This window comes from Methanobrevibacter sp., assembly GCF_045577275.1.
In the GTDB taxonomy this organism is placed as follows: Archaea; Methanobacteriota; Methanobacteria; order Methanobacteriales; family Methanobacteriaceae; genus Methanobrevibacter.
In genome coordinates this window covers 1-1,538 of sequence record NZ_JAZNIB010000200.1, presented here as the reverse complement: position 1 = coordinate 1,538, position 1,538 = coordinate 1, and the positions used below count along the sequence as shown (strand labels likewise).

Below are 1,538 nucleotides of genomic sequence, written 5' to 3'. Positions count from 1 at the left end.
AGTAAACTTTTATCACTATTTTTATCAAAAATGTTACAATTTAATAAAATTAAATTTAAGAAATAAAAAATTGAATAAATTAGATTAAATATTAAAAAATTGAATAAAATAGATTAAAATAAAAATAAATTAAATAAAATTAAATAAAATTAATTGAAATATAATCGATTAACTTATCCATAAGGACTGAATCCTTCTTGGAAATGTTCACAAACTTCTTCTAATTTTTCTGGAATATTTATCTTTTGTGTACAGTAATCAATACAGGTTTCACATTGTGTACAATCACTTGCAGGGACCTTTTCTTCTCCTAATTTATCATAGTATAACCTATAGATATTGGATTGGCTCTGTACCTTATGATGATTATATAACCTGAAATATTCTGGAATAGGAATCTCTAATGGGCAAGCTTTTAGGCAGTATCCGCATTCACTGCATGGTACAGCAAGATTTTCCCTTAATTTATCCGCTTCTTTTAATAAAAACTCAGTTTCTTCTTCGCTTAAAGGCTCAAAGTTTTCAAAAGTATTTATATTATCCAATAGGTCCTCCATCTTATTCATTCCACTTAAAACCATTTTTACATGTTCTAAGGATGCACAGAATCTCATAGCAAAACTTGCAATTGACTTATCAGGATTAAATTCCTTGAAATCATTATTGATCTCTTCACTTTGATTAACTATGACTCCACCTTTCAATGGTTCCATAACATAAACGTCAAGTCCATGCTTTACGCATAAGTCATAGCATTTATGAGCCTCAATTGCAGGATCTTCCCAATCAAGATAATTAAGTTCCAACTGTACAATATCAATCATATCAGCATATTTGTCAAGGAATTTTTCAAGCAATTCAGAGTTGTCATGGAAACTTATTCCAATTTCCTTTGCTATTCCCTTTTCTTTCATAGTCTTCACATATTCGAATGTATTGTGCTCTTCAGCTAATTTCAACCATGGAACGTTTATATTGTGAATGAAAAATACATCAAAATAATCAATACCAAGTCTTTCAAGCATGGTATTTACGAATTTGTCATTATCCTCTTCACTTGTCAATGCCCATGTAGGCATCTTATCACATATTTTGTAGGATTCACGAGGATATCTTTCCACAATTGCCTTTCTCATTGCCACTTCACTTTTCCCATTATGATATGCAAATGAGGTATCAAAGTAGTTAAATCCTTTTTCCATGTATAAATCTACCATTTCGTTAAATAATTCCTGATCAATTTTAGTAGGGTCATTATCATCAGTCTGAGGCAATCTCATACATCCAAATCCAAATTTTGATTTATAATCCATTTTTTATCTCCAAATATTTTATTAAATCACAAAAAAAATCAATTAGTTTTGTATATATAAAATTATTTTTAATCTATTGTATATATAAATGTTTTTATGCAAACAAAAGATTAAAATTTATACTAATAAAATCTTAAAATTTAAACAAATTAAAGATTAAAATTTTTCAAATAATATCCTTTTATTTCTTTAATAAATGGTAAAAAATTTTTATTATTTGAATTA

At 27.2% G+C, this 1,538-nt stretch carries 1 protein-coding gene; it reads right to left on the bottom strand.

Translation table 11 applies throughout. The annotated features are described in order from the left end of the window. Positions 1–173: 173 nt before the first annotated feature. On the bottom strand, positions 174–1,313 hold the full coding sequence (locus tag ACKI67_RS05900; RefSeq protein ID WP_407462512.1) for an aldo/keto reductase: 1,140 nt from the start codon (positions 1,311–1,313) through the stop codon (positions 174–176). Positions 1,314–1,538 lie beyond the last annotated feature (225 nt).

Coding starts and splice junctions, on each gene's coding strand:
- ACKI67_RS05900 (WP_407462512.1), bottom strand. CDS start 1,313: ATGGATTATAAATCAAAATTTGGATTTGGATGTATGAGATTGCCTCAG.